Genomic DNA, 24,053 nt, shown 5'->3' with positions numbered 1-24,053 from the left:
TGCATTAATTCACTGTAATCACGATGAATTACTGCGTTTCTAACTGCTTCCCTTATTGCATCTTCAGGGTACTCCCAAATGTCTAATCGACTTAATTTCTTATTTTTTATTACCAAAATATAACTAAAATGATGGTATAATAAAAGAAAAGAGGAGGAATCAAAATGAAATGGCAAGAAGTAAGAGAATTGTACCCAAGTCAGTTTGTTTTAGTTTCCATACTTGATTATCATTTAGAAGGTGATAAGAAAATTGCAGATGAAGTTGCACCTATACGTACAATACCAGAAGAAGAGGTAAATAAAGAGTTTTTTAGGGTAGAAGAAGGTAATATTGTATATCATACGTCCAATGATAATCTAGTCATTCATTTACGAAGATAAGTCTATAATGAAGATTTCTTATAACGGACAACTTATTACTGTTTCTTTAATTGTAAATTTTCGTGGCAAGTCTATTGAAGTACGTGATGTAATTATTGATACGGGCTCTTCTCATACAGTCATTAGTCCTGATATTCTTGAAGAAATTGGCATCATGTATGAGGAAGGTGATCCAATTTATGAGGCTTATGGAATTGGAGGTTCTGTTCCTTTTTATACAAAAGAAATGGAACAAATAAAGATTGGTGATTTTACCGTAAATAATATAGAAATAGATGTAGGAATGTTGCCGAAAGATCATAACGGTTTATTAGGGTTAGATATTTTAAAGGACTATAAGTTCATATTGGATTTGGACAAGCTAGAGTTACATTCCAAAAGGTAAGTAAAGGGTAGGGTCATATACTAACTTTTTATTTTTTTTGCAAAATGAAAAGCAACTAGTCCTCATCCATGTTGAACCACAATCATCTTATCAGAAAGAGTTTCATGAGCGAATGTTCATCTATTGCACGCGCCTCTATGAAAAACACCGCAAACCAATCCTACCAATTGCAGTTTTTAGTTATAATGACCAAAGAACTCCATCTGATGATTTCACCATAAACATTTCCAACTTTCCTGTTACCCATTTTAATTATCATCAAATTCATCTAGCTAAATTAAATTGGCGTAAATATTTAGAATTGGACAATCCTATTGCTGCGGCTTTGCCCAGTAAAATGGGGTATACTGATGATGAAAGGGTACAAGTTAAATTAGAGTTTCTGAGAATGATTAGCAGATTAGAATTGAATCCAGCTGAAATGGAGTTATTATATGGTTTCTTTAATACTTACTTACATTTAAACGAAAAGGAGGAAAATCAAATGAGCGAAGAAATTGCAAAAATGCCTAAAGAAGAAGCGGAACGTGTACGACAGCTTCCAAATTACTACTTTGATAAGGGTGTTGAAAAGGGCATAGAAAAAGGTAAGTTGATAGAAAAAGAAAAAGTAATAATTAAAATGCTTCTTAAGGGTGCATCAATAGAATTTATCTCAGAAGTTACGGGAGTTAGTATAGAAGAAATTAATAAATTGAAGAATGAGCTGTAAAGTAACTCTGGCCCCAATAGCACGAAATATGATCAGACAGGTTAATTTTTGATAAGGTGCCTGACCCCCGCTACGCTAAAATGATAGAGAAGTGAGGGTCGGGCAGCTTATTTACAGAACTATTTTTATGGAGGTATTGAAGGAAACATAATTAATCCAGTTCACCATTTTCAAGCATTTCATAAATTATATTGTTACCAACTACTTTGTAATGCTGTGAATCAATTGAGAGATATTGTTCATAAACGGTGATGGCATAAATATCACTCCCTTTAAAGTAAATAGAATAGTAATTGTCTTTATCCCCATGTTGCATTATTCTTTGTCTAAGGTCCATCGTATTTAATGCAGAAAATAAATCATTGATTGTCTCTTTATCCTCTATAATAAATTCTTCTTTTGTTATTATTTCATCTAGAAGGCTTGTTGCATCTTCATTCCATGCATTATTCTCAATCTCTATTACTTGGGTATTTTCAGGATTAACTGATTCGTAATTAGCAATAACCTCATCGAAAGTTGTAATATGAAGTGTAAAGAACAAAAACCCAATAAAGAGAGTAAACCAACCAGATCCCCAGATTAAACTTATCATAAATTCCTTTTCTTCTCGCTCATGTTTAAACTCCATATAAGAACGATAGCCCAGTAGAATCGTACAGAAAATAGACAATAACACATAAAACTCTCTATAAGAAAATACAAAGAAGGATAATAGGGTTATCGTGATAAAGATAAGAATGAGTAGGAGTTCTCCCCGTTTATGTGTTTTATTCACATGTCGATATACACTTAAAAAGTCATAGGGGATTTTATGCTTTATTCGAATAATTACAGTCAAAATAAATGCAATGAGCATTACGGTGATAAAAAATAGTAAGTATAAATCTGTTCCGGTTGGTAGTTGTATACTACTTAGTACATTTTCTGTTTGCGAAATTTCCTCAGGGCCATTTTCCTCTAAAGAGGCTTGGTTACCATCATTTGCATTAGGAAAGATTAATATAAAAGCGAACAAAATAACAGCAAAGGTACTGCCAATAGGTGCTAGCCATCCTCCTGCCTTTTTCCAACTTGGCTTTTGCTCTGTATCCGCTTGATTGATGATCGTATGAAGCATTTTCTCTTTTTGTTTAGGTGAGAGATGGGCATGTGGCATTGATTCCATCTTCTTATCCAATTTATCATTACTCATGGATATTACCTCCTAAGCGATTTTTTAATGCTTTTTTGGACCGATAATAGGTTGAACGGACTTTGTTTTCGCTCCATCCAAGAATCTCAGCAGTCTCTTTTACCGTATGAGACTGAATTCCACGTAAGATTAAAACATCCTTATAACTTGGTCTCAAAGAGAGGATGGCTTCATATAGCATTTTCTTTTCCTCATTTAACTGTAGGAGACGATCTGGACTTTCATCTGAGCTAGGTTCATGGTTCGCTTTAAATGGGATAAATGTCTTCCACTTCTTGCGGTTTCTCCTACGTATCTCATCAGTTGCTAAGTTTTTAGCAATACTATATAACCATGTCTTTGGACTTGAATTCTCATGGAAGTTTTCGATTCCATTCATAGCGCGAATGAATACTTCTTGAACTAAGTCCTCTACATCAGTTTTCCCTATCCGATAAAGTAGGAAGTTATAAATTTCATCACTAAATTGGTAAAACCAATCGGTGATTATTTTCTCTTTATCCATAAGTAACGTCTCCTCTATTTTTACTCTCTATATAATTAGACGACATACCGCGTTAGTTATCGCACATAAATAAAAACCTATCAAAAGAACCTCAATTTTACTTATGATAAATATCATTTACTATATAAGCAAATAGTTATATACTTATGTATGGATAATAAAAGGTGGTGTAAAGTTATGATTAGTACATCGATTGAAATGGATAAAGCTGCAGTTTTATTGAAATTATTAGGAGATAAAACCCGATTGACTATGATGAAAATACTTGATAATCATGATTGTTGTGTTTGTGAATTTGTAGAAATTTTTCAAGTTAGTCAACCATCCATAAGCCAACATTTACGCAAATTAAGGGATATTGATTTAGTTAAAGAAGAACGCAGAGGTCAATGGATTTTTTATTCTATTAATAAAACGCATGAGTTCTATCCTTTCATTGAACAAATTTTATCTCAACTGCCTAGTCAAGACGATAAATTAAATAAATTGGAAGAACAAGGATCACGAATTACTTGTTGTTAATTGGGGGGAACAATTTTGTCAGCTTTAGTAATACTAGCAATTCTAATCTTTTTGGCGACATTAGTATTAGTTATATGGCAGCCTAAAGGATTAAATATCGGATGGTCTGCTTGTGGTGGAGCTATTCTTGCTTTACTAGTTGGGGTAGTAGATTTTAATGACGTAATAGAAGTTACGGGTATAGTTTGGAATGCGACACTAGCATTTGTAGCAATTATTCTTATTTCATTGGTTCTAGATGAAGTTGGATTTTTTGAATGGGCATCTTTGCATATGGCAAGGGCAGCAAAAGGTAACGGGATTAAGATGTTTATCTATGTCAGTATATTAGGTGCAATTGTAGCAGCATTTTTTGCAAATGATGGGGCTGCATTAATCCTTACACCTATCGTACTTGCAATGGTAAGAAATTTAAACTTTAAAGAAAAAATGGTTTTCCCATTTATTATGGCCAGTGGATTCATTGCAGATACAACATCCCTACCACTAGTAGTCAGTAACTTAGTAAACATTGTTTCAGCAGATTTCTTTAATATTGGGTTTGTAGAATATGCAACAAGAATGATTATCCCAAATATATTCTCACTTATTGCAACCATTGGTGTACTATTGGTTTACTTTAGAAAAAGTATTCCAAGAAATTATGATATCTCTCAATTGAAGAAGCCAAAGGAAGCTATAAAAGACCATAACATGTTCCGCTTATCATGGTATGTACTAGGAATCTTATTAATTGGTTACTTTATAAGTGAATTTATTAATCTTCCAGTATCTATTGTAGCAGGTGTAATTGCGATTTTCTTCTTATTAATGGCTAGAACTAGTGCAGCTGTGAATACTACAGAAGTAATTAAGGGTGCACCTTGGAATATTGTATTTTTCTCCATTGGAATGTACGTGGTTGTATTTGGATTACGTAATGCTGGATTAACCGATTTGTTAGCAAGTGTAATACAACTAGCTGCAGAAGAAGGACTATTTATCGCAACGATCTCAATGGGATTCATTGCAGCAATCCTATCTTCAATCATGAATAACATGCCTACCGTAATGATTGATGCGATTGCAATAGCAGAAACGGATACTTCAGGGGTAATACGAGAAGCACTCATTTATGCGAATGTTATTGGTTCTGACCTAGGGCCAAAAATAACACCAATTGGATCACTAGCGACTCTATTATGGCTCCATGTCCTTTCACAAAAAGGGGTAAAAATCTCATGGGGAACGTACTTTAAAACAGGAATTGTATTAACGATACCAATTTTATTTATTACATTATTAGGTTTATATCTAACTTTAACGATACTTTAATGAAGGAGTGTTCATATGACAAAGAAGAAAATTTACTTTCTATGCACAGGTAACTCATGTAGAAGTCAGATGGCAGAAGGCTGGGCGAAACAGCTTTTGGGAGATGAGTGGGAAGTGAAAAGTGCTGGAATTGAGGCACATGGCTTAAATCCTAATGCTGTAAAGGCTATGAAAGAGATTGGGATTGACATCTCTGACCAACAATCCGAGATCATCGATAATGATTACTTGAATAATGCAACGTTAGCCGTTACTTTATGTGGTGATGCTGCAGATAAATGTCCAGTAACACCACCGAGTGTAAAACGTGAACATTGGGGATTTGATGATCCAGCAAAAGCTGAAGGAACAGAAGAAGAGAAGTGGAAAGTTTTTCAACGGGTCCGTGATGAGATTGGTGAACGGATTAAGCGTTTTGCTGAAACTGGAGAATAAAGATTCTGTATAAAACGGAACTTAGATAATTTCTAGGTTCCGTTTTAAAGTGGAAAGAGAAGTTTTGTTATAAAGATAAGACAATTTAGAGCTGTCTAGCAAAAGCCACCTACCTCTTTTTAGGTCTTAAGTCTGTGTGAGGATAGTTCGATTGCTATCGATTCGCATATTTGTTAAATTTAACCTTTAATGTTATTGCTAGGTTTGAATATCTATTAAAAAGGGAAGAGTAGATAGGGAAAATACATCAATAGACTGAAATGATAGAGGAGTTGGAAGGATGCTAGATTGGGTAGAAGATATTAATTGGACGGAAATGTTAGTAGATGCAGGTCTAATTATCTTAAAATTAATAGCAATATTTATTGTCTATTCTATAGCTAAGAAAATCGGTAGTCGTTTAATAGAAAAGGCTTTTGATCGTACGAAACAAAGTGAATCTTCAGGAAGAGTTAAGACCTTAAAGGCAATTAGTAAGAATATCTTTACGTACTTTTTATTGTTCATTGTGATAGGAAATGTCCTTGTATTATTAGGGTTAGACATTGCAACATTACTTGCTGGTGCAGGGATAGTGGGTCTCGCTGTTGGATTTGGTGCACAAGGACTAGTAAGTGATATCGTAACTGGATTTTTTATCTTACTAGAAAATCAAATTGATGTAGAAGACTATGTTACAGTTGCTGGTCAAGATGGGATTATAGAGGAGATTGGATTAAGAACAACGAAAGTACGTGGCTTTGATGGAACGCTTCATTACATTCCAAACCGAGAAATTACAAGCGTAAGTAATCACTCTCGTGGCAACATGCGTGCCTTAGTTGATATTAGGATATCGTATAATGATAATGTCGATCGAGCAATGCAAATATTACAAGAAGCATGTGATCAATTAGCAAGTCAAGATGAGATGATTATTGAAGGTCCAGATGTTGTAGGGGTACAAGCACTTGGATCATCTGACGTTGTAATTCGTGTAATTGCGAAGACACAGAATATGGAGCAATGGGCTGTTGAACGTAGATTGCGTAAGACGTTAAAAGAAGCATTAGAACAAAATGGTATTGAAATTCCTTATCCACATCAAGTATTTATTAACAAAAGTGAATGATAAGCTAAAGACTCCGAGTCAAATTATGGCTCGGAGTTTTTATATCTTAAATTAATTTTTCTTGTTGGCTAGTTGATTTCGGTCTGGAGTGGTTGGTGGTTGCTCCATCCATCCATTTTTGATCATTATATCTGCACCTGACTTCATGATTTTGGCTATTTCAAGGGATAGTCGCTCATAATTTAAGGCGATGTCCATTCTCAAACTAGTAGCAGCTGATGCAGCATAGTTGCCAAATCCTGTGGAAGTTAACATATTCACTAGAAACATCATCAATTTATTAGAAAAAGTTTCAGTAGTCGATTCACTAATCGCCACATCAGGTATTCTTGGCGTTTCCATATCGTTTTTAAATAACGTTTCCGTAAGAACTTGTAAGTGTTTTTGGCTAATATCTTTTAGACGCAACATATAATCCTTTACTTCTTCATTCGTAGTTGTTTGGGCAAAAGCCATACATATGTAAGAACCTATAGAATTTGTTAAAACATTCATGTATAGATGAGAAACTTCGATTGCATTTAATGGTCTTTTTTCGTCAAATGGATTTAGACCACTTAAATATTTTTTTGAATCAATATAACTGGTTTCACTCGGTGGAGTAATATAGGGGAATTTTGCATTAATCCCTTTGCTATCAGTTACATCAGATGCAAGATTGTATAGATTTATTGTTCCACTAATACTTTCTGAAAAGAAATCACGTATATCCTTCCGTGAACTAATTCGTAAAAATCCACCATAGGCGATTAATGCTGTGCTTGCCATGTGAGTTACAAAGGTAATACAAAAAACATCCGTAAACAACCATGGTGCATCCATATTGACATCTTCATCAGAAAAACCATTTGGAATTGCAAACCCTTCCTCATTAAAAAGTTGTTCTAGATGGTTTAAATGATATACAGAAGAGTCATAAGCAAATTGTAATACTGGTTTAATATCGGTATCCTCAACATACTGTAACATAAATCCTAATATGTTTTTTGACATGGTGTCATTCATATAATTCGTCCATAATGAGCTTATCTCTCCTGCTGATAAATTAATATGATTCTCCGTCATCCATGATCCTCCTCATAGTATTGTTACGGATATTGTTTACAAATTTATACAATATATGAATAATGATTATATAATCATGGGATGGATGTTTATCATTTTTCTAGTGGTTACTTATCTGTTATTTTTATATTTGACAAGATGTTCACGCTTTTTAATTCCAGGTGGCTGTTCTAACCAGTTGTGTTTGATCATAATGTCTGTTCCTGTTTTGGCTAGTCTAGCTACTTCCAAGGACAAGCGCTCATAATTTACAGCTAAGTCTAATCTAGGACTAGCTGCAGCTGCAGTTGCGTAATTTCCTATTCCAGAAGAAATAAGCAAAGACATAATAAACATTATTAATTTATCCGAAAAGGTTTGTGTAGTTGAATCGCTGACTGCTACATCAGGTAATTTTGGGGTCTCAATACCTTCTTTCATAAGGGACTTTGTAAATATTTGCGTATGCTTCATGGCAACATCTTTTAAACGCATGAGATATTCTTGAACTTCTACTGTTGGGGATGTCTGAGCAAATGCATAACATAGCTTAGTTCCAAAAGAATTTGTCATTGTATTCATATATAAATGCGATATTTCTGCAGCATTCAATGGTCTTTTCTCATCAAAAGGATTAAGGCCATAATAGTCTTTGCTATCAATATAATCGGTTTCTTTCGGCAATGTAATATAAGGAAATCTAGCATTTACTCCTTTTTCAAGAGCAACATCTGTTGACTTATGGTATAGGGTTGTGGACTCGTGTTTACAGTCTGTAAAAAATTCTCGTACATCCGATCGAGCGCTCATGCTAATAAATCCACTGTAGGCTAGCATTCCGACACTGGACATATGATTTAGAAAGGTTAAAGAAAATACATCAGAAAATAACCATGGTGCACTCATATTTACATCTTCATCAGAAAAAGCTTTTGGAATTGCAAACCCTTCCTTTTTGAATAAGTCCTTTAATTGATTAACATGCTTAGTAGATGACTCCAGAGCATATTCAATAATAGGCTTAATTTCAGGGTCTTTAATATGCTTTAACATAAACTTAAGGATGCACATTGACATACTATCATTCATATAAGTTGTCCAAAGGGAACTAATCTCACCTGAAGTGAGGTGAATTCGTTTTTCTTCTTCCATAAAAAAATCCTCCATAAACTATTTATAGAGGGTAGTATTTGTTAAATTTGACTATTTATGATTTTTTGCTAATTTTTATAGATGGATTGTCAAGGGGAATTATTCTCCCGCATGTATTCGTTTGTGGTGCAAGTAAGCTAATAAGAAACTTATTAAGTAACAAAGGTTCGTTAACCCAAAAAATGCAAAAACCCCTGGGGTTAATGATATATACAAACTAATGGGCAATGACCATATAAATGCAATTAACATAAAGATATGTCTAGTTTTAATAACAGCTAGCAATGCTAAACATGCTGGTAAAAATAATGTTAACAATGTATTAACAAACGCCCCTGTTTGAAAGGCATTATTATATGGATTCATAAAATGCAAAAAGAAAAAGAGAATGATACTAGAAGTCCCTGCAAATACACCTAAAATAATTGAAAAACGTTTTATTTCCATCCCCTCCAAGTGTTGTAGATAGTTTCCATTGTATGGGAAAAAACAAATATAGTCCATTGTAGACATATAAAATAAACAATGGACTTAGAGTTAGTACCCTAAGTCCAAGTCCACCATATTAATCTTGTATTGGAATTGTTATTGTTTGATTAATATCCTCACCAATTGATAAATCTTTTATTGTAAAGTTTACTTCATTTGCATCTTGTATAAAGCTCCATACTAAGCCAAAAGTGTGTATTCGATAATTATCATCTTCAACATATTTGCCAATCGAGTGAAAATGATTTTCCGTAGTTGTTTCTCCATTATCGTTAGTAGCTTCTATTTTATTTGTCATCCAACTCCCCCAATCTGCTAGTACAGGAACAATACTAGTTAAATGTAGGTTTGCTGAATTAGAAGGTTCTATTGTTTCTGTAGTCATACCTACTGTTACACCTAATTCATCATAGGTGATACTTTCTAAATATATTTCTGTATTAAACACTTCATCTACTTTTTGATTCATCGTTATTTCAGAAAAATCTTCAGCAACACTGTGATCATAATTCGAAACATCGATTGATAGATCAATTGTATCTTCTTTTTCAATCATAGACACATATTCAAAATCGATAGTGACTTCTTCCGTTACTAATTCTGGTATGTCCAACACAAATGTATCTTTGTGAACACCAATGGTTCTGTCCATCAAATATATATCCTCACCATTTCCTATTTTAATGAAGCCATTGAGAAATTCTATTTCCTGACCCATTGTGGAATCGACGGTAAAATAGAGATACCCTTTATCAGCACCTTTATCATAACGAGTTAAGGTGATATTAGAGTTAGCTGTTTGTATGGAATCATTAATGCTGTTCGAAGTAATCGTTTCTTTTCCATAAGACACTGGTAATTCTATTTCTGATAATGTTACATCCTCGTTATGGGCATCAATAGCAAAAGAAGCCGTTAGTTGTTCCTGTTTTAATAATTGCTCCTCTTCTTCAAGGGTAATGGTTGAAACCCGGTATAGTTTATTATTGAATGCATCACTGAAGACGACTCCACTCCACGAACTTGGGGATGCCAGGGGTAATGATGATTCACTATCTCCATCAAACTGAAATTCCGTTATAACGCCAGTCTCGTGGTTATTTGTTACTATTTCATCATTCACTAAGTCCATGCTGTAAAATAGATGAATTTTATCTTCATGGTACCAAGCTTTATCAATATATAAAGATACATTGTCAGTTAAAGCGTGCTTTTGGTTAATATCAATTACTTGATTCAATTCCTCTGCAATCCTAAAACCTGGAATAGTATTTTCATAAAAGGCATCAACATCTTCCGTACTTTCAGCAACAATCCAACTCGACCAATCCGTTTCCTCTACTGTTTCTGGTGTAGAATCATTCCCTTCTTCATTAATCTCTGTTGATGTAAATGGCAAGTTTCCTTGATATAATTGGACTGCCAATAGAAAGATTCCAATAACCATAGCAACGGTAATTGTCTGTGGAATCCAATGTTTTTTCCATCCTTTTGATGGGTTCAGTTTTCTATAAAATTGTTCTTTATCTTCTTCATTATAAAAGTTATCTTTTCCAAGGTAGTCATCGAAGTCTCGTTTCGTTAATTTACTCATAGATAAACTCCCCCTTCAATTCCGTTTTTAACTTCTCCTTCGCACGCATAATTCGTGTCTTTATTGTCGAGGGATTAACCTTAAGCGTGTCACTAATTTCTTGGATACTAAATTCTTTATAATACTGCAGAATTAACACTTCCCGGTATTTAATTGGTAAATTAAGAATTGCTTCTATAACAATTTGCTTTTGTTCATCCTGAAGATAGGACTGTTCAGGGGTTTGAGCATCCGATTTTTCCTTGATTTGATCCTTCCAAGTAATTAAGCGGTGAATTGGTGAGCGTAAATAATCTTTGCACTTATTCGCTGTTACTTGATAAAGCCAGTTTTTAAAGGATGCCTTTCCCTGATACGTCTCTATTTTTCGATATACCGTTAATAATACTTCTTGGAAAATGTCGTCCGTTTGTGCCCTGTTTTTTGTATAAGTAAAAATGAAACGTTTTAAACTTTCCCCATACTCTTCCATAATCCATTCCATCGCTTGTTCCCTATCAATGGTTTGAATCCAGGAGGAAATATCCCTGTTTTGATCCATATGGTCAACCTCTTTTCTTTCTCTAATACAATCGATTGTAATACTAAAGACGAATCGAGACAAAAAAAGTCCCAGAAAAAACTGAATTTTTCTTGAGAAACTAAATAACTCCTTTAATTAGGAATATCACTTCAATAATAAAAAGCCCCTCTACATCAATAGAGGGGCTCGTTCGTAACATCTAGTTATTTTCGAATAAACATTTGTGTCCAATAGTTGCCATTTTCTTCAAAGCCAACACCGATATGTGTGAAACCACCGTTTAAAATATTTGCTCGATGTCCTTCACTATTCATCCATGCTTCAACTACTTCTTGAGGAGATGCTTGTCCTCTTGCAATATTTTCTGCAGCAGATCGATAGGTAATTCCAAATTGTCCCATCATATCAAATGGGGACCCGTATGTTGGGCTTGTATGGGAAAAATAACTGTTTGCTTGCATATCTTGTGATTTTTCTCTAGCAACATTACTTAAACTATTGTCGACTTCTAAAATAGATAAACCTGCATTTTCTCGCTCGCGATTCGTTAAAGCAACAACTTCCGATTCAAATTCTGATAGGTCATGGTGAGTTGCAGCGTTTCTGTCTGCCTGTTGATTCGGTTGTTGTCCTTGCTGTTGCCCTTGTTGAGGGTGTGGTTGATCAGGAACCATCTTTTGATTTGGAGCTTCGGAATGAGTTCCAATCGGTCGGAAGTTATTTCCGTATCCTTGACCTTGCTTGTCTTGAGTTTGTGAATAATCTTGATTTGGTGAGTCTGTACTTATACTAGATATATTTAAATTTTCGTTACGTTGTGTTCCTTCATTAGCATTATCATTGTCTGCACATGCTACTAGTATTGTAAAAAGAGCCAACAAAAGTGGGATAAACAATTTTTTAGTTTGCATAATCTAATCTCCTTTGTGTGTAAGTTTTACTTAGTTTTCCATATTAAGAAAAAAATATTAAAGAATTTTTATTAATAAGACATGTTCATCCTCAAATGATAAAATAGAAGAAAAGCTGATATGGTGGAGTTGGGACAATTGAGTAAAATTCTAGTTGTGGATGATGATGCGCATATTCGGAAATTGATTCGATTATATTTGGAAAATAGCCAATATGAAGTTGTAGAGGCAACTAATGGTCAGGAAGCCTTGGAGCTTTTAGAACATCAGCAAGTCCACTTAGCTATCGTGGATGTTATGATGCCGAAAATGGATGGATACGAATTAACCGAAGATATTCGGTCATTTTTAGATATCCCGATTCTTATGGTTACTGCAAAAGGGGAATCGCAGGATAAAGTAAAAGGTTTTCGCTCAGGGACAGATGATTATTTAGTAAAACCATTTGATCCAGTAGAATTAATTCTTCGTGTCGAAGCCTTGTTAAAACGATACAACATTCAGACAGACAAAGTTATTAAGATTGGTTCTGTCACTATTAATTTAGAAAAGCTAACCGTACAATCACAAGTACAAGTGATAACGTTAAAGAAAAAAGAATGTGAATTATTATTTGAATTGGCTAGTTCGGCTGGTAAAATACTCACCCGTAATCAATTAATAGAGAAGGTATGGGGGTTTGATTATCAGGGGGATGAACGTACTGTCGATGTTCATATTAAAAGGTTAAGAGAACAATTAGCACCAATTACTGATTTAACAATTACTACAATTAGAGGGCTTGGTTATCGACTAGAGGAAGTGGAAGTATGATTCGAAGTCTCTATTTGAAAATTGTAATTACCTTTATTAGTGTCGTTATCATTAGTATTATCATTTCTTACTTCGTTACCCCTTTTTCCTTTCACAGGGAAGACTTATTTAAAGAAGAAATTGTAAAAGTATCTAATGGATTTGCAGATCTCATAGAAATAACGGGTCCAGAAAAAATTCCAGATTTACTTGATACGTTAACTGATGATCATTTTGAATTAAGTATAGCCAATGAAAATGGTGTGTATTTTGAAACAAAAAAACTATCATTTGATATTACCAATGAAGATGCAAAAAATGTTTTAGAAAGTCATGAGCCCGTTCTGTTTACAGATAAAACCGATGCATCAAATCGTTTAGTAGGGGTTCCGATTGAAATATCTAATCAACGGTATGCACTTATGGTACAAATCAATTACCAAGATGAATATGATGAGTTACAACACGGAATTTTAATTTCGTTAATTGTTGTTTTATTTGTAGGTAGTTTATTATTCGTTTTAGCATCACGTTATTTAGTAAATCCAATTCGAAATCTTACAGATGCTGCACGAAAGGTTGCTACAGGTAATTTTGATGTTCATGTAGAAAATAAAACGAAGAATATGGATGAGGTAGGAGAACTGATCTCAAGTTTTAACCATATGGCTAGTGAGTTGGAAAAGATTGATAAAATGCGCGATGATTTTGTGAGTAATGTTTCTCATGAAATCCAGTCACCATTAACATCAGTGAAAGGTTTTACAAAAGCGTTAAGAGATGACGTCATACCAGAAGATAATCGTAAAGAATACTTGGATATTATTTACCAGGAGATAGAACGTTTATCAAGGCTTAGTGACAACTTGTTAAGAATCGCATCATTAGATTCGGAACATCACCCATATCATCCAATTTCCTATCGCTTGGATGAGCAGCTGAGAAATACAGTATTAACGACAGAACCATTGTGGAAAGATAAAAATATTGATATCCAATTACAGTTAGAACCTGTTGAAATTTACGCAGACGAGGACCTCATGGAACAAGTATGGCTAAATTTAATTACGAATGCGATCCGGTATAATCAGCAAAATGGTCAAATCCAAATAAGCATTCAAATAGAGGAATCAGAAATACAAGTGGTAGTAAAAGACACTGGTATAGGAATTCCATCTGAAGCTGTACCAAATCTCTTTAGTCGTTTTTACAAGGTGGATCGGTCCCGTAACCGTTCTGTAGATGGGAATGGGCTCGGGTTGTCAATTGTAAAGAAAATCCTGACCATTCATAAGTTTGATGTCAAAGTGGATAGTAATGAAGGAGAAGGCTCTACCTTTACAATAAAAATTCCTATTCATCATGGAGATTAAAAAAGTGAATCCTTTAGTGGGTTCACTTTTTTGTGAAGTTGGATGTGGAGGACATTTGGTATCTTATTTCAGGAAAACAGATGATATATTAATCTGTTTGGACATCAGGTACGTTATATGGATAGAATCATAATCATTTATTAATTTTTTATATAAATAAAAGAACAGATGTCCAAAGCATCGATAAAAGGGCATTTAGAACAAAAATAGGGGATTTAATGTCCGGACTAAAAAATTTCTTGAAAAAAGTTTTTACAGTTCATATTCAGTTCATATTGATTAGATAAAATAAAATTGTACCAAACTATTAGGAGGTTGCTTTTCATCTTCTATTGGCAATTAAAACAATGAATCTAATGAATTATGTTTTTTTAGATACTATTTTGGGAATTATTATAGGAGGAAGCTATATTGTTTTTCCATCCAATGGACTTTTTAATAATTCTAGCATTTATATTAGCGATGTGGGCCCAATCAAAAGTAAAAACTAGTTTTCAACAGGGTTCCAAAGTTCAATCATCCTCTAGAATGACTGGAGTAGAGGTAGCTCGAAGAATACTAGACAATGAAGGATTAACGGATGTGAAAATTGAGTTATCACGTCGTGGAGCATTGTCTGACCATTACGATCCAAGAGCAAAGACAGTTCGCTTGTCAGAACCGGTATATCGAGGCAATTCTATATCATCTTTGGCAGTTGCGGCCCATGAGGTTGGTCATGCTATTCAACATGCTAATCGCTATTCAATGCTAGTTATTCGACACAAGCTATTTCCAATAGCAAACTTCGGTTCTCAGCTTGCACCAATTCTATTAATAATAGGCTTTCTTGCATATACACCACTGATAGGAATAGGAATTATTTTATTTGCAGCAGCAGTACTATTTCAACTTGTGACACTACCAGTAGAATACGATGCAAGTAGTAGGGCAAAAAATAAATTGGTTGAGCTTGGGATGATTTCTAACCGAGAAGAACAAGGTGTAAGAAAGGTCTTAAATGCAGCAGCGTTAACATACTTAGCTAGTACATTAATTGCTGTTTTACAATTAATTAAATTTATTATGATTTTTAATAACAGAAGATAAGATTTTCAAAATGAGAAGGAAGGGGATTAAATGAATTTTTCAATGACAGAGATGCCTGTTTTTGTTAAGAGGGAAGTGGAGAAGCTTGAAGAAGTTTTGGCACCATTAATGAAAAAGGTATCCAAATATGCGTTTTGGTCATTGCCATTAATTACATTATCCATTGTAAATCTATTTTTTCTGCTTTTTATTGTGGATGAGTATCAATCAACCTTTACATTAATCTTCTATGCCATAATCGGTGCATTTGGTTTAGCACTATCAAAAGAGGCAAAACTACAGCGCAAAGAGCTTCACAAGAAAAGTGCTGATTATATTATAAAAAGAATTAAGAAAAGCAATATAGTTACAGAGGATATTAAGAATAAATATGTAAAACGTGTTCAAGCTCAACCGATTAGATCCATTAACTATTTTATTCAGTTTCTAGAGGAAGAAAATAGAATTAATCGAAACCAATGGCAAACTAATACGTAAGAATGAGTAATGGAAGTAGTTGGAGGGTATTTGGTGGATTTTATTGCTAAGCAACCGTATGTGAAGATGGAACGACAAGTAAGTAGTATTCAACAAACAGATGTTGAGGATGAACGGACACTATATTTATATAAAGATAGAATTACTACGAAATATCGAGAATTTTCTATAGATGAAATAATGGATATCTCTTTCCGTAAGCTGGGGGAATATGGTGGGATTTTGTATTTACACACCAAACAAGGAGTTTTTCCTTATACCGTTAAAACTTCACCTCAAGAGTTTATTAATCTTTATCGAAAGCATATTAAAGATGAGGAGTAATCCCTTTGCCTGATAGAAGTAAATTTTTTAGTAAATGGGGTATGTTCAATGGCAGTAAAGATTTATGGAGCAGCATGTTCATCAACAAGGAAAGCAAAACAATGGTTTGTGAATAACGATATTGAATTCACAGAAAGAAACATTTTAAAAGAGCCTTTGACTGTAGAAGAATTGCAAGGAATCTTACGTATGACGGTTGAAGGAACAGAGGAAATTATATCCACGAGGTCGAAAGTTTATAAAGAACTAGACTTAGATATTGATTCCCTTCCTCTAATTGAACTTCTAGAAATCATCCATCAGCACCCAAGACTACTACGGAGCCCAATAATCATTGACGAAAAACGAATTCAAGTTGGCTATCATATTGATGATATCCGACAATTTCTTCCTAGAAAAACTCGTGAAATCCAATGGCTACAATGGCGATTAAACCATTTGAATTTGGCAAAGGGTTAACAGAAATACTATAAAACTATAACAAAGATAGTTTAGAGAAATCCGGACGGCGCATGAAATGCTCTATTAGTTCGGATTTTTGGTTTTGTATTAGAAAAATTACTTCTAATTTATTCTATGGAAGGTTATTATTGTATAATAAGGATAATTACGTTAGACGTTAGATTATTATTGGGGAATTCTTGGAGTTCCAAAAGGAAGGTAATGTATGTCTGCAGAAAATATTACTAGAATTGAACTAGATGGAAAAGAATATATACTTATTGGTACAGCCCATGTTTCTAAACAAAGTGCTGAACAGGTTAAGGAAGTTATTGATACAGAACAGCCCGATTCCGTTTGTGTAGAATTAGATCAGCAAAGGTATAACTCTATTAAAGATGGTAGTAAATGGAAGGATATGGATATTTTTAAGGTTATTAAAGAAAAGAAATCTACTTTATTATTAATGAACCTTGCTATTTCATCCTTTCAAAAAAGAATGGCCGAGCAATTTGGAATTAGTCCTGGTCAAGAAATGATTCAAGGAATTGCATCCGCTAAAGAGAATGATGCTGAATTAGTATTGGCAGACCGAAATATTCAAATCACATTTTCGCGCATCTGGCGTAGTATCGGTCTAAAAGGAAAGGCAATGCTTTTAACGCAGATTATTGCTAGTATCTTTACGAAAGAAACAATATCGGAAGATGAGCTAGAGAAAATGAAATCACAAGATATGATTGATTCGATGTTAGCGGAGTTTTCTGAGTCATTTCCTAAGTTAAAGAAGCCGTTAATTGATGAACGAGATCAGTACTTAGCACAAAAAATAAAAGATGCTCCAGGGGAGAAGGTTGTTGCCGTATTAGGTGCAGCCCATGTTCCTGGAATTAAGGAAGAAATTAAAAAAGAACATGATCTTAAGGAGTTAACGAAATTACCTCCAAAATCAAAGGTACCAAAGGTTATTGCTTGGGCAATTCCTATTTTAATAATTGGTGTAATACTATATACATTTTTATCCAATCCATCTGACGGAATTTATTCGACGCTTAGTTGGATAATATGGAATGGTTCTTTATCAGCACTAGGTACTATAGTAGCTCTAGGGCATCCATTGGCCATCTTAACTGCTTTTGTTGCAGCGCCTATTTCATCATTGAATCCGCTAATCGCTGCAGGGTGGTTCGCAGGCTTTGTACAAGCCTGGATTCAGAAACCGAATGTTGGAGACTTTGAAAAAATATCTGAGGATGCAACATCTTTAAAAGGCTTCTGGCGTAATAAAGTAACAAGAGTTTTACTCGTTGTTGTACTTGCAAATATCGGAAGTTCACTAGGTACTTTTATCGGTGGAGCAGATGTAATCCGAGTATTTATAGAAAATCTATAGAACTTATCCAATCCCTTCTAATTTATGTTAGTTGGGATTTTTTTGTCTCTTATGGTGGGGACAATTCCTGGCTTGTACTATTTAATGCAAAGTTATTTACTTTTTCCGGAAGGGACTGTATATTTACTTAGGGGCACGAAATATTAAAGGTGGCGAAACATCCAATGTCTGTTTTCTTCAAAGAATGGTCAGTCCAATTTAAGACATATAATAAAAATATTAAACTAGCAATTATAGCTAATTTATTCTCCCAAATTGGTTTGGGAATGTTCATGGTAATTTATAATTTTTACATTCGTGAATTAGGGTTAAGCCAGAGTGTCAATGGTGAGGTTATAGCTTTACAGGCATTAGCAACAGCTATCATTCTAGTTCCTGCTGGTATTATGAGTGACAGGTTTGGTCGTAAGAAGATCATGCTTTTTGGTGTTTTATTTTCGGGATTAATCCTCGTAACTCGAAGTATAGTTGAGGCAGAGTTTCTATTGCTTGCTGCCGGGTTTGCTACTGGATTATTTGTAGCCTTTTTACAGGTTTCTACGATTCCATGGTTAGCTGAGAATTCGACACCGAAGCAGAGAGTTCATTTATTTAGTTTGCATGCTGCGATTATGACTGGGGCGCAGGTAATTGGTAGTTTAATTGGTGGAACATTAACAGACCTTTTTGCGATGGTTACTAGCGATTTGTTGAGTATCCGTTATACCTTAATTATTGGTGGTGTATTCTATTTACTAGCTTTTGTACCACTGCTGAAGATGACTGAAGTACGTCAGCAGAAAGAGAAGACAAAAGAAAAAGTGAACTTAATCAAGTTCTTTAAAAATAATAAATCAGGATTCAAAATCATTGCATTATTTGCTTTTGCTCAATTGCTAATTGGTTTTGGAAGTGGGTTAGTCATTCCATATTTGAATCTTTACTTCGCCGATCGTTTTATGGCATCCAATTCCGTCATTGGGTTAATCATTTCCTTAGGGCAAGGAGCAACAGCAATTGCCATGTTTATTGGGCCATTCGTTGTTAAAAAGGTAGGGGAAGTGCGAGCAGTAGTGTTCTTGCAACTTTCGTCCTTACCATTTCTGTTATTAACAGCTTATACGCAAAACCTCTGGTTAGCTGCAATAGGGTTCTTATTTAGGCAAGCATTAATGAATGCAGGAAATCCAATTCAAGCATCATTGGTGATGTCTAAGGTGGATGATTCCATGAAAGGATTAGCAAACTCAGTTAACCAAATGGTCTTCCAATTAGGTTGGGCGTTTATGGGGCCAGTCTCTACAGGTATCGTTCTTGCTTATGGTTCTTATTGGGGTTATGCGAATGTATTTTCCATTACAGCAGGTCTATATCTTGTTGGCTCGTTATACTTCTTTTTTGTATTTCGGTCACTTAAGACATCAGATGAATAATGTGATAAAGAGGGTGGAATTATTTCATCCTCTTTTTTTATGCCTTCGTTTCTACCACTACGGCAGGTATTAATTAAAATTCACAATGCGTTTACAATCATTTAACGTTTGTTCGTTATAATCTTTATAATAGAACATATATTTTGGGGGACTTGCTTTGAAAAGGTGGATGGATTCAGTTAAAAATTATCTTCTAGATATTGGTTTACGGACAAGATTACTAGTTATTTTCCTTCTTCTTTTAATTTTATCAACAGGGAGTGTTGGGTTAACTTCCTATCTAAAGGCAAAAGAGACGACGATGGGGACAATTGAAAACCGTTTAGTTCGTGAAGTTGAGTTGATGGGAGACCTGGCTGACAATCTAAATTTCACCTATGTAAGTGACAGAGATTATTTTATGCAACAACTAGAGATTAGCGTGAGATCCTTATATCATTCCTTAGCTGATGAAGGAATGGATGTGGACTTTTTATACGTTTCAGGTGGAGAAGTTATACCTTTTCAGATAAGTAAAGACAATCTACCAGAAATACCGATAAATCTGGTTAATGAAATAGCAAGTGTTAAGAAAGGGGTCATTCATCAGGATATAAATCGTAACGCCTATACGTTTACTGTTCAAGAGATGGATGAAATTGACGGTGTATTTGTACTCATGGCTTCAACAGATACATATATGAAATCTATTAATCAGATGGCAGTATATACAATCATTATTGTGTTAGTTTGCGTGCTTCTTTCAGCAGTAGTCATTTACCTATTTGTTAGAAATTTTACGAAACCATTATCCATCCTACGAGTAACAATGAGACGAGTTCGTGATGGGAATTTGGAAGAACCAGAACCAATAAAAACAACGATTCCTGAATTAAATTCCTTGTATAAAAGCTATTATGCTATGATTCAACAAATGAGATCGACCATCCATAAAATTAAAGGAACAACCACTCATCTGCAGGAAACAGGCATCGAGTTACAACAATCCTCTACCAATACGCTAGAATCTACTCGAGATGTGGTAGATTCCATTCAAGTAGTTAAGGAAGGTGCTGAACAGACTGCAAGTAGTTCAGAGAATGGGATGGAAAGTTTTCGTGCGATGAAGATCCGCATTGATCAGATGATGGAGAAAATGGAACAAGTATTTACTGGTGCTGATAGTATGAATGACTCTGCTGTTAGTGGTGATAGGCATATGATGAATTTAATGGAGACCCTTCGTTCATTTGAAAAAGATTTTGAGCATCTAACAATGACGATTCAAGAGGTTCAAAAAAACTCTAGTTCCATTCATGAATTAATTGATTTAATTCAAGGTATTGCTGAACAAACGAAGCTATTATCGTTAAATGCTAGAATAGAAGCTGCAAGAGCGGGGGAAGCAGGTTCTGGTTTTGCAGTAGTAGCAAATGAAGTTGGAAAGCTGGCAGAGCAGTCATCAGTAGCTGCATTGCAAATCACAGAGTCCATTTCAAATATGCAGGAAATTACCGATAGTGCTACTAGTGAATTTGATCAAATGCTATTAAAAACGCACGCTACATTAGACACATCGAATGAATCAAAACAATCAATTGATGTATTGATGGCAGAGATTAATAAAGTTAATACAGAACTACATAGTATCCAAGATGAATTAAAAGGATTAGATGAGATTCTTCCTAGTTTGGAGCAGGATACAGAGAGTTTCTTATCCGTATCCCAAGAAACACTTGCTAGTGCGGAAGAAATGCTCGCAAGTAGTGAAAATCAGAAACAACAAGTGGAGAGTACTCACGAAATTGGAAATAAACTATCCGATATTTCCAGTTCGTTAAAAGAACATACCGAACAATTTAAATTGGACTAATAGATAAGAATTTATTATGGATTAGTAAATATTAATATACTTAAAAAGCGTTGTATTTTGCAGCGCTTTTATTATGTGAAAAAACTCATTTTTTGTCAGTCAAAGTTATATTCCTACTTTTAAACGTCGTTAATTAGATTTATTTACTTGGCCTCATTAAGCGTGATTTAACAGAATTTTCATAAGAAACCATCTTGTGTGACGTATTTCACATCTTTTTAAAATGGTTTGTGATATGATTTTTAACTGACCAAAGCAATAGATGAGGAGCATGTCAATGATAGAGATAGTGGCAACAGCTGAATCTGTAGAACAAGCAACAGCTTTAGTAAAAGCTGGAGTTGATACATTATATATAGGAAAAGATGAGTTTGGACTTAGATTACCAGCATCTTTTACGGAGAATGAAATAATAGAAATTACAAAAATAGCCCATGAAAATGGAAGTCAGGTGTGTGTTGCTGTAAATGGTTTAATGCACAATGACCGGATTAAAGAAGTTGTTTCTTATTTACAGTTTTTAGAAACTGCAAAGGTAGATTCAGTTACAGTAGGTGATCCTGGAGTAATTCATTTGATGAAGAAAAACAACATTGAAATACCTTTTATATATGATGCACAGACCTTAGTGACAAGTGCAAAACATATTAATTTCTGGGCAAAACGAGGAGCAAAAGGTGCAGTTTTAGCAAGGGAATTAACATTTCCTGAACTAAAAGAAATTGCGAATCAAGTGTCTGTCCCAGTAGAGTTGTTAGTTTATGGAGCAACATGTATTCATCATTCAAAGCGTCCTTTAGTGGAGAATTATTATAATTTTGTTGAAGGGGAACAGCCATCTGGTAAGGATATTTATGTATCTGAACCGAAAAAACCTGAAACTCATTACTCTATTTATGAGGATATAAATGGCACACATGTTTTTGCAACGAATGATATTAATTTATTACCTCATATAAAAGAGATTACAGCTGCTGGGTTAAATCAGTGGAAATTAGATGGTATTTTCACTAGAGGTGAACGATTTGTAGAGATAGCGAAATTATTTATTGAAGCTAAAAAGGCAATTGAAAGTAATTCTTGTACAGAAGAGCAATTAGAAAAATGGAATGAACAACTACTAAACCTTCATCCAGAGGAACGTACGTTAGATGAAGGATTCTTCCTAAAAGATCCAAGTGAGGTGCAATAACAGAATGAGAACAATTACAAAAAAACCAGAGGTATTGGCTCCTGCTGGGACATTAGAAAAATTAAAAACAGCATTTGTCTATGGGGCGGATGCCGTTTATATCGGTGGGAATCAGTACGGATTAAGAAGTCGGGCAGGCAATTTCTCCTATGATGAAATGCGTGAAGGTGTAGCATTTGCCAACCAGTATAATGGAAAAGTCTATGTTGCCGCAAATATGGTTACTCATGAGGGAGATGCAGAAGGTGCTGGGGACTTCTTTAAAACATTACGTGATATTGGGATTCATGCTGTAATTGTATCTGACCCAGCATTAATTGAAATTTGTGCAATGGAAGCACCAGGTTTACCAATTCATTTATCTACACAGGCTTCTGCAACGAACTATGAGACGTTAAACTTCTGGAAGGAAGAAGGATTAGAAAGGGTCGTACTTGCTAGAGAAGTAGGGATGGACGAGATAAAAGAGATTCGTCAAAACACGGATGTTGAGATTGAAGCCTTTATTCATGGTGCAATGTGTATTTCTTATTCTGGAAGATGTACTCTTTCCAATCATATGTCCAATCGAGATGCCAACCGTGGTGGATGTAGCCAATCATGTCGTTGGAAATACGATTTATTTGAAATGCCCCAACCCGAGCAACATAATTCTTTATTAGAAGGTGACCCAGTAGAGGCATTTTCTATGAGTGCGGTTGATATGACGATGATCCGTCACATCCCTGATTTAGTGGAAAATGGTGTAGATAGTTTAAAAATTGAAGGACGCATGAAATCCATTCATTACGTTTCTACTGTTTCCAATGTTTATCGTCAGGCCATTGATGCCTACTGTGCTGACCCTGACAATTATGAGTTTAAACAAGAATGGGAAGATGAATTGTGGAAAGTGGCACAACGTGAATTAGCAACTGGATTTTATTATGGAATGCCAACAGAGAATGAACAATTATTTGGAGAACGTAGAAAGATACCAGCCTATAATTTTATTGGACAAGTGTTAGATTATGATGAAGAAAGCCAAATCGCAACAATCCAACAAAGAAATAACTTTGGTGTAGGAGATGAAGTCGAATTTTACGGTCCAGGATTTACTCACCTTTATCAAAAAATCGAGTCTCTATGGGATGCAGAGGGTAACCCAATTGAACGGGCACCAAGAGCAATGATGACCGTAAAAATGAAAGTTGATGCTCCTGTTAAAGCATTAGACATGATGCGTAAATTAAAATAAAAGTTAGAAGTTTCTCGATGCCGGAAGCAATGGGAAAAAGGTCTCTACGGTAACCGATGGGGTGTCTCGATGCCGGAAGCAAGAGGAATAAGCACTCTACGGTAACCGAGAAGGTGTCTCGGTGCCGGAAGCAAGGAGAATAAGGTCTCTACGGTAACCGAGAAGGTGTCTCGGTGCCGGAAGCAAGAGGAAAAAG

General features: G+C 34.8%; 26 protein-coding genes. 18 read left to right on the top strand and 8 right to left on the bottom strand.

Annotated features, from left to right (window positions below; all coding sequences use genetic code 11):
- Positions 1–164 precede the first annotated feature (164 nt).
- The 3 genes from BUB12_RS14170 to BUB12_RS14160 are packed head-to-tail and all read left to right on the top strand — an operon-like array spanning position 165 to position 1,480.
- Positions 165–383: a hypothetical protein gene (locus BUB12_RS14170; RefSeq protein ID WP_072891569.1), complete on the top strand. Its 219-nt coding sequence runs from the start codon at positions 165–167 to the stop codon at positions 381–383.
- Between the two features lie 7 nt (positions 384–390).
- On the top strand, positions 391–768 hold the full coding sequence (locus BUB12_RS14165) for a retropepsin-like aspartic protease family protein (protein ID WP_072891568.1): 378 nt from the start codon (positions 391–393) through the stop codon (positions 766–768).
- Between the two features lie 37 nt (positions 769–805).
- On the top strand, positions 806–1,480 hold the full coding sequence (locus BUB12_RS14160) for an RpnC/YadD family protein (RefSeq protein ID WP_072891567.1): 675 nt from the start codon (positions 806–808) through the stop codon (positions 1,478–1,480).
- Positions 1,481–1,631: 151 nt separating this feature from the next.
- Here the strand turns inward: BUB12_RS14160 and BUB12_RS14155 are convergent, their stop codons facing one another.
- On the bottom strand, positions 1,632–2,675 hold the full coding sequence (locus BUB12_RS14155) for a DUF4181 domain-containing protein (protein WP_072891566.1): 1,044 nt from the start codon (positions 2,673–2,675) through the stop codon (positions 1,632–1,634).
- Positions 2,668–3,180, bottom strand: a complete 513-nt coding sequence (locus tag BUB12_RS14150; RefSeq protein ID WP_072891565.1) for an RNA polymerase sigma factor — start codon at positions 3,178–3,180, stop codon at positions 2,668–2,670. The genes BUB12_RS14155 and BUB12_RS14150 overlap by 8 nt, the downstream gene beginning before the upstream one ends.
- A gap of 177 nt (positions 3,181–3,357) precedes the next feature.
- On the opposite strand from BUB12_RS14150, the gene BUB12_RS14145 reads away from it, so the two are divergent.
- From BUB12_RS14145 to BUB12_RS14130, 4 genes are all read left to right on the top strand, one after another.
- Positions 3,358–3,702 carry an ArsR/SmtB family transcription factor gene (locus BUB12_RS14145; RefSeq protein ID WP_072891564.1) on the top strand — a complete coding sequence of 115 codons (345 nt, stop codon included), beginning with the start codon at positions 3,358–3,360 and terminating at the stop codon, positions 3,700–3,702.
- A 15-nt stretch (positions 3,703–3,717) separates the two neighbouring features.
- On the top strand, positions 3,718–5,016 hold the full coding sequence (locus BUB12_RS14140; protein WP_072891563.1) for an arsenic transporter: 1,299 nt from the start codon (positions 3,718–3,720) through the stop codon (positions 5,014–5,016).
- Between the two features lie 15 nt (positions 5,017–5,031).
- A complete protein-coding gene (gene arsC / locus BUB12_RS14135) occupies positions 5,032–5,451 on the top strand; it encodes an arsenate reductase (thioredoxin) (protein ID WP_072891562.1) in 420 nt (139 codons plus the stop codon).
- Positions 5,452–5,731: 280 nt separating this feature from the next.
- Positions 5,732–6,562 carry a mechanosensitive ion channel family protein gene (locus BUB12_RS14130; RefSeq protein ID WP_072891561.1) on the top strand — a complete coding sequence of 277 codons (831 nt, stop codon included), beginning with the start codon at positions 5,732–5,734 and terminating at the stop codon, positions 6,560–6,562.
- Positions 6,563–6,613: 51 nt separating this feature from the next.
- On the opposite strand, the gene BUB12_RS14125 is transcribed toward BUB12_RS14130, so the two are convergent.
- The 6 genes from BUB12_RS14125 to BUB12_RS14100 all read right to left on the bottom strand — a co-directional run bounded on the left by BUB12_RS14125 (position 6,614) and on the right by BUB12_RS14100 (position 12,275).
- The gene (locus tag BUB12_RS14125) at positions 6,614–7,627 is read right to left on the bottom strand and encodes a DUF3231 family protein (protein ID WP_072891560.1); all 1,014 of its coding nucleotides are present in this window, start codon (positions 7,625–7,627) and stop codon (positions 6,614–6,616) included.
- A gap of 111 nt (positions 7,628–7,738) precedes the next feature.
- The gene (locus BUB12_RS14120; protein ID WP_072891559.1) at positions 7,739–8,758 is read right to left on the bottom strand and encodes a DUF3231 family protein; all 1,020 of its coding nucleotides are present in this window, start codon (positions 8,756–8,758) and stop codon (positions 7,739–7,741) included.
- Positions 8,759–8,857: 99 nt separating this feature from the next.
- Positions 8,858–9,205: a hypothetical protein gene (locus BUB12_RS14115; RefSeq protein WP_072891558.1), complete on the bottom strand. Its 348-nt coding sequence runs from the start codon at positions 9,203–9,205 to the stop codon at positions 8,858–8,860.
- A gap of 118 nt (positions 9,206–9,323) precedes the next feature.
- Positions 9,324–10,841 (bottom strand): hypothetical protein, encoded by a 1,518-nt coding sequence (locus BUB12_RS14110; RefSeq protein WP_072891557.1) that lies wholly within the window; start codon positions 10,839–10,841, stop codon positions 9,324–9,326.
- On the bottom strand, positions 10,834–11,382 hold the full coding sequence (locus BUB12_RS14105) for a sigma-70 family RNA polymerase sigma factor (protein ID WP_072891556.1): 549 nt from the start codon (positions 11,380–11,382) through the stop codon (positions 10,834–10,836). Before BUB12_RS14105 ends, BUB12_RS14110 begins: the two co-directional genes overlap by 8 nt.
- Positions 11,383–11,567: 185 nt before the next feature.
- Positions 11,568–12,275 (bottom strand): CAP domain-containing protein, encoded by a 708-nt coding sequence (locus tag BUB12_RS14100; RefSeq protein ID WP_072891555.1) that lies wholly within the window; start codon positions 12,273–12,275, stop codon positions 11,568–11,570.
- Positions 12,276–12,413: 138 nt separating this feature from the next.
- Between BUB12_RS14100 and BUB12_RS14095 the strand changes: the two genes are divergently transcribed.
- The 11 genes from BUB12_RS14095 (at position 12,414) to BUB12_RS14045 (ending at position 23,857) form a co-directional block, all read left to right on the top strand.
- A complete protein-coding gene (locus BUB12_RS14095) occupies positions 12,414–13,088 on the top strand; it encodes a response regulator transcription factor (protein ID WP_072891554.1) in 675 nt (224 codons plus the stop codon).
- Between the two features lie 14 nt (positions 13,089–13,102).
- A complete protein-coding gene (locus BUB12_RS14090) occupies positions 13,103–14,440 on the top strand; it encodes a sensor histidine kinase (protein ID WP_234982725.1) in 1,338 nt (445 codons plus the stop codon).
- A gap of 411 nt (positions 14,441–14,851) precedes the next feature.
- Positions 14,852–15,529 carry a zinc metallopeptidase gene (locus BUB12_RS14085; protein WP_072891552.1) on the top strand — a complete coding sequence of 226 codons (678 nt, stop codon included), beginning with the start codon at positions 14,852–14,854 and terminating at the stop codon, positions 15,527–15,529.
- Positions 15,530–15,559: 30 nt separating this feature from the next.
- Entirely contained in the window at positions 15,560–16,006 is a 447-nt protein-coding gene (locus BUB12_RS14080) for a DUF5392 family protein (protein WP_072891551.1), read from the top strand.
- 33 nt (positions 16,007–16,039) lie between these two features.
- The gene (locus BUB12_RS14075; protein WP_072891550.1) at positions 16,040–16,330 is read left to right on the top strand and encodes a hypothetical protein; all 291 of its coding nucleotides are present in this window, start codon (positions 16,040–16,042) and stop codon (positions 16,328–16,330) included.
- A 48-nt stretch (positions 16,331–16,378) separates the two neighbouring features.
- Entirely contained in the window at positions 16,379–16,789 is a 411-nt protein-coding gene (gene spx / locus BUB12_RS14070) for a transcriptional regulator Spx (protein ID WP_072891549.1), read from the top strand.
- Between the two features lie 208 nt (positions 16,790–16,997).
- Entirely contained in the window at positions 16,998–18,164 is a 1,167-nt protein-coding gene (locus tag BUB12_RS14065) for a TraB/GumN family protein (protein WP_072891548.1), read from the top strand.
- A 164-nt stretch (positions 18,165–18,328) separates the two neighbouring features.
- A complete protein-coding gene (locus BUB12_RS14060) occupies positions 18,329–19,576 on the top strand; it encodes an MFS transporter (RefSeq protein WP_072891547.1) in 1,248 nt (415 codons plus the stop codon).
- A gap of 157 nt (positions 19,577–19,733) precedes the next feature.
- Entirely contained in the window at positions 19,734–21,428 is a 1,695-nt protein-coding gene (locus BUB12_RS14055; RefSeq protein ID WP_234982724.1) for a methyl-accepting chemotaxis protein, read from the top strand.
- Between the two features lie 280 nt (positions 21,429–21,708).
- Positions 21,709–22,620 carry a peptidase U32 family protein gene (locus BUB12_RS14050; RefSeq protein WP_407668455.1) on the top strand — a complete coding sequence of 304 codons (912 nt, stop codon included), beginning with the start codon at positions 21,709–21,711 and terminating at the stop codon, positions 22,618–22,620.
- A 4-nt stretch (positions 22,621–22,624) separates the two neighbouring features.
- Positions 22,625–23,857 carry a peptidase U32 family protein gene (locus BUB12_RS14045; RefSeq protein WP_072891545.1) on the top strand — a complete coding sequence of 411 codons (1,233 nt, stop codon included), beginning with the start codon at positions 22,625–22,627 and terminating at the stop codon, positions 23,855–23,857.
- Positions 23,858–24,053 lie beyond the last annotated feature (196 nt).

This window comes from Ornithinibacillus halophilus, from assembly GCF_900129485.1.
GTDB classification, from domain to species: Bacteria; Bacillota; Bacilli; order Bacillales; family Amphibacillaceae; genus Ornithinibacillus; species Ornithinibacillus halophilus.
This window is presented reverse-complemented; position numbering and strand designations above follow the sequence as displayed.

Coding starts and splice junctions, on each gene's coding strand:
- BUB12_RS14170 (WP_072891569.1), top strand. CDS start 165: ATGAAATGGCAAGAAGTAAGAGAATTGTACCCAAGTCAGTTTGTTTTA.
- BUB12_RS14165 (WP_072891568.1), top strand. CDS start 391: ATGAAGATTTCTTATAACGGACAACTTATTACTGTTTCTTTAATTGTA.
- BUB12_RS14155 (WP_072891566.1), bottom strand. CDS start 2,675: ATGAGTAATGATAAATTGGATAAGAAGATGGAATCAATGCCACATGCC.
- BUB12_RS14150 (WP_072891565.1), bottom strand. CDS start 3,180: ATGGATAAAGAGAAAATAATCACCGATTGGTTTTACCAATTTAGTGAT.
- BUB12_RS14145 (WP_072891564.1), top strand. CDS start 3,358: ATGATTAGTACATCGATTGAAATGGATAAAGCTGCAGTTTTATTGAAA.
- arsC (WP_072891562.1), top strand. CDS start 5,032: ATGACAAAGAAGAAAATTTACTTTCTATGCACAGGTAACTCATGTAGA.
- BUB12_RS14130 (WP_072891561.1), top strand. CDS start 5,732: ATGCTAGATTGGGTAGAAGATATTAATTGGACGGAAATGTTAGTAGAT.
- BUB12_RS14125 (WP_072891560.1), bottom strand. CDS start 7,627: ATGACGGAGAATCATATTAATTTATCAGCAGGAGAGATAAGCTCATTA.
- BUB12_RS14120 (WP_072891559.1), bottom strand. CDS start 8,758: ATGGAAGAAGAAAAACGAATTCACCTCACTTCAGGTGAGATTAGTTCC.
- BUB12_RS14115 (WP_072891558.1), bottom strand. CDS start 9,205: ATGGAAATAAAACGTTTTTCAATTATTTTAGGTGTATTTGCAGGGACT.
- BUB12_RS14110 (WP_072891557.1), bottom strand. CDS start 10,841: ATGAGTAAATTAACGAAACGAGACTTCGATGACTACCTTGGAAAAGAT.
- BUB12_RS14105 (WP_072891556.1), bottom strand. CDS start 11,382: ATGGATCAAAACAGGGATATTTCCTCCTGGATTCAAACCATTGATAGG.
- BUB12_RS14100 (WP_072891555.1), bottom strand. CDS start 12,275: ATGCAAACTAAAAAATTGTTTATCCCACTTTTGTTGGCTCTTTTTACA.
- BUB12_RS14080 (WP_072891551.1), top strand. CDS start 15,560: ATGAATTTTTCAATGACAGAGATGCCTGTTTTTGTTAAGAGGGAAGTG.
- spx (WP_072891549.1), top strand. CDS start 16,379: ATGGCAGTAAAGATTTATGGAGCAGCATGTTCATCAACAAGGAAAGCA.
- BUB12_RS14065 (WP_072891548.1), top strand. CDS start 16,998: ATGTCTGCAGAAAATATTACTAGAATTGAACTAGATGGAAAAGAATAT.
- BUB12_RS14060 (WP_072891547.1), top strand. CDS start 18,329: ATGTCTGTTTTCTTCAAAGAATGGTCAGTCCAATTTAAGACATATAAT.
- BUB12_RS14045 (WP_072891545.1), top strand. CDS start 22,625: ATGAGAACAATTACAAAAAAACCAGAGGTATTGGCTCCTGCTGGGACA.